The sequence below is a fragment of the Pseudomonas sp. SWRI51 genome (assembly GCF_014268825.1).
GTDB classification, from domain to species: domain Bacteria; phylum Pseudomonadota; class Gammaproteobacteria; order Pseudomonadales; family Pseudomonadaceae; genus Aquipseudomonas; species Aquipseudomonas farsensis.
Genome location: NZ_JABWRG010000165.1, coordinates 1 through 3384, shown reverse-complemented (window position 1 = coordinate 3384; position 3384 = coordinate 1). Strand labels below are relative to the sequence as shown.

The following is a 3384-nucleotide window of genomic DNA, read 5'->3' as shown; positions in this document are numbered from 1 at the left end:
GGGCTGCGCAGCAGCCCTGAAAACCCCAGGGGCTGCTGCGCAGCCCAACGCGGGACAAGCCCGCTCGCCACAAGGAGATATGTCTGGCGATAACAGGTTTGTACAAAACCATAGAATCTCCCACAGGAGTCCGGGTCAGGCACCGATATTGCGGTTGTGCGAGGTCTTGGTGGGAGCTGGCGACAGCCTGCGATGCGGCCCGAGCAGGCGAGGTATTGTTTAGCCAGCGCTGATGTGAAGGTTGCCATTCACCGCTTTAATCAACCTTACAGCGCATGTGAGTATCAAGGCATGCTTCCCGCCCCGATCATCGCCCGCCCGCTGCCCAACCCTTCGCAACCGAAGGCCAGGGCGCGTGCCGGCGAGAATCCTCTGGTGCATATCATCCTCGCCTTCTGGGCCTTGTGGCATTGCCGCCATGCGCGCCCACCGGACACCTCGCCCGCCCCTTGCTGACCCGTTCCGGCCCTTGCGCCGGCTCCTTCAGTGCGACCGCTGGCAATTGAACAGCGGCCCCGTGCGCCCTTGGGCGCGAGCGAATCCCCATGCATTTTGCTCCTGCAGAACAGGCCAGACGTTTTCTGGCCGACAACCCCGATATCGACCTGATCGAGCTGTTTATCCTCGATGCCAACGGCGTGCCACGCGGCAAGCTGCTGCACCGCGATGAACTGCTGGCGGTGTACGAGAGCGGCAGGCCGCTGCCCAGCACCATCCTCGGCCTGACCCTCAACGGCGACGACGTCGAGAACTCCGGCCTGGTGTGGGAGGTGGGCGATATTGATTGCCGCGCCTACCCCCTGCAAGACAGCTTGGTCCGCCTGCCCTGGCGCCGCGTACCGACGGCCGCGGTACAGGTCAGCATGCACCCGCGCGAAGGCCTGCCAGCCAGCGTCGCCGACCCGCGCCATGTGCTGCTGCGCACCCTGGAGGCGCTCAAGGCCGACGGCTATTACCCAGTCATGGCCTGCGAACTCGAGTTCTATCTGCTCGACCAGAAACGCGACGCCCAAGGCCGCCCGCAACCTGCGCTGGATAGCGACGGTGGCCGGCCACGTACCACGCAGGTTTATGGGCTGCGCGAGCTGGAACAGATCGAGCCGTTTCTTGCCGACTTGTACGCCGCCTGCAAAGCCCAAGGCATTCCGGCGCGTACGGCAATCTCCGAATATGCCCCAGGCCAGGTGGAAATCACCCTGGAGCACGGCGATGCACTGCTGGCCATGGACCAGGCCGTGCGTTACAAGCGCCTGGTCAAAGGCGTGGCCAATGCCCACGGCATGCAAGCCTGCTTCATGGCCAAGCCGTTCGACCAACTGGCCGGCACCGGCATGCACATGCACTTGAGCCTGGCCGATGCGCACGGCAACAACCTGTTCGCCAGTGACGACAAGGCCGGCACACCGCTGCTGCGCCAGGCGGTGGCCGGCATGCTGCGCCACTTGCGCGAGTCGTTGTTGCTGTTCTGCCCCAACGCCAACTCGTACCGGCGCTTCCAGGCCAACAGCTACGCCCCGCTGGCGCCCACCTGGGGCGTGGACAACCGCACCGTCAGCTTGCGCGTACCAGGCGGGCCGGCCGCCAGCCGTCACATCGAGCACCGCATCTGCGGCGCCGACGCCAACCCCTACTTGGCCGCCGCTGCGATTCTTGCCGCCACTCACCAGGGCATTCGCGAGCAACTCGACCCCGGCGCGCCGGTGCAGGGTAACGGCTATGCCCAGGCCACCGAGCATCTGCCCACCGACTGGCTGACCACCCTCGATGCCCTGCAAGGCTCGGCGTGGGCGCGCGAGGCATTGGGCGCAGAATTTCTAGGGGTGTACCTGAAGGTCAAGCGCGCCGAGTACCGCCAGTTCATGGCCGAAGTCAGCGAGCAGGACTGGCGCTGGTACCTGCATCAGGCCTGAGCCCCCCGAACGACCACAAGGATTACCCATGAACGCAGCAAGCAACACAGGCGCAGCCGAGCGCGCGCCGTCCTACTACAGCGCCAGCCTCAACGACCACACCGAGTACCCACGGCTTGCGGGCACGGTGCAGGTTGATGTGGCGATCATCGGCGGCGGTTTCACCGGCGTGGCCACCGCGGTAGAGCTGGCCGAACGCGGGCTGAAGGTGGCCATCGTCGAAACCAACCGCATCGGCTGGGGTGCCAGCGGGCGCAACGGTGGCCAGGTGACGGGCAGTCTGTCGGGCGACGAGGCGATGCGTACGCAAATGCGTCAGCGCCTGGGCGACGAGGTCGACGATTTCATCTGGCAGCTTCGCTGGCGCGGGCACCAGATCATCGAGCAACGCGTAGCGCGCTATGGCATCGACTGCGACCTCAAGCACGGCCACCTGCACGCGGCCATGAAACCTGCGCACCTGAAGGAATTGCGGGCCTTCGAGGCCGAAGCCCAGCGCCGCGGCATGGGCGAGCAGGTGCAACTGCTGGACCGCGCAGCGATGGCCGAACACCTGCAGAGCCCGCTGTACCTGGGTGCCCTGAAGAACCTGCGCAACCTGCACCTGCACCCGCTCAACCTGTGCCTGGGCGAGGCGCGCGCCGCCCACAGCCTGGGGGCGCTGATTTTCGAGCATTCCGAGGTGCTGGACATCGTGCACGGCCCGCGCCCGGCGGTGGTTACCGCCCATGGCCGGATTGAAGCCCGCCAAGTGATGCTGGCCGGCGACGTGTATCACAAGCTGGAAAACCGTCAGCTCAAGGGCAAGATCTTCCCGGCGATGGGCGGCATCGTCACCACGGCGCCGCTTGGCGCGCTGGCCGAGCAGATCAACCCGCAGGACCTGGCGGTCTACGACTGCCGCTTCGTGCTCGATTACTACCGGCTGACCGCTGACAAACGCCTGCTGTTTGGCGGTGGCGCAAACTATTCAGGACGCGATTCGCGGGATATCGAAGCCGAGCTGCGCCCGTGTATCGAGCGCACCTTCCCGGCCCTCAAGGGCGTGCCGATCGAGTTCCAGTGGAGCTGCGCCATGGGCATCGTGGTCAACCGCATTCCGCAACTGGGCAAGCTTTCGGACAACGTCTGGTACTGCCAGGGGTACTCGGGGCACGGCATCGCCACCAGCCACATCATGGGCGAGATCATGGCCGAGGCACTGACTGGGACGCTTGAGAAGTTCGATACGTTTGCCGGGTGCAAACACATCAAGGTGCCGATGGGGGACTTGCTGGGCAACCCGCTGTTGGCGGCGGGGATGTGGTACTACGGCATGCTTGAGAAATTGCGCTAAGGCACAGAGGGGGCGCTTTGCGCCCCAATCGCAGGCTGGCGCCAGCTCCCACAGAGCTCGCCCATCCCCATATCGATGCCGTATACGCGGTCAGTGTAGGAGCGGCCTTGTGTCGCGAAAGGGCTGCGAAGCAGCCCC

General features: G+C 65.3%; 2 protein-coding genes. Both read left to right on the top strand.

The genetic code is table 11. The features are described 5' to 3' along the window. Positions 1-545 precede the first annotated feature (545 nt). Positions 546-1910, top strand: coding sequence for a glutamine synthetase family protein (locus tag HU720_RS23790; RefSeq protein ID WP_186523592.1), 1365 nt, complete (start codon positions 546-548; stop codon positions 1908-1910). Between the two features lie 28 nt (positions 1911-1938). Beyond that, complete coding sequence (locus HU720_RS23785; protein WP_186523591.1) at positions 1939-3246, top strand: FAD-binding oxidoreductase; 1308 nt, start codon at positions 1939-1941, stop codon at positions 3244-3246. Positions 3247-3384: the final 138 nt, after the last annotated feature.

What these genes read in the sequence shown, in the direction of transcription:
- HU720_RS23790 (WP_186523592.1), top strand. Translation starts at nt 546, where the DNA reads ATGCATTTTGCTCCTGCAGAACAGGCCAGACGTTTTCTGGCCGACAAC.
- HU720_RS23785 (WP_186523591.1), top strand. Translation starts at nt 1,939, where the DNA reads ATGAACGCAGCAAGCAACACAGGCGCAGCCGAGCGCGCGCCGTCCTAC.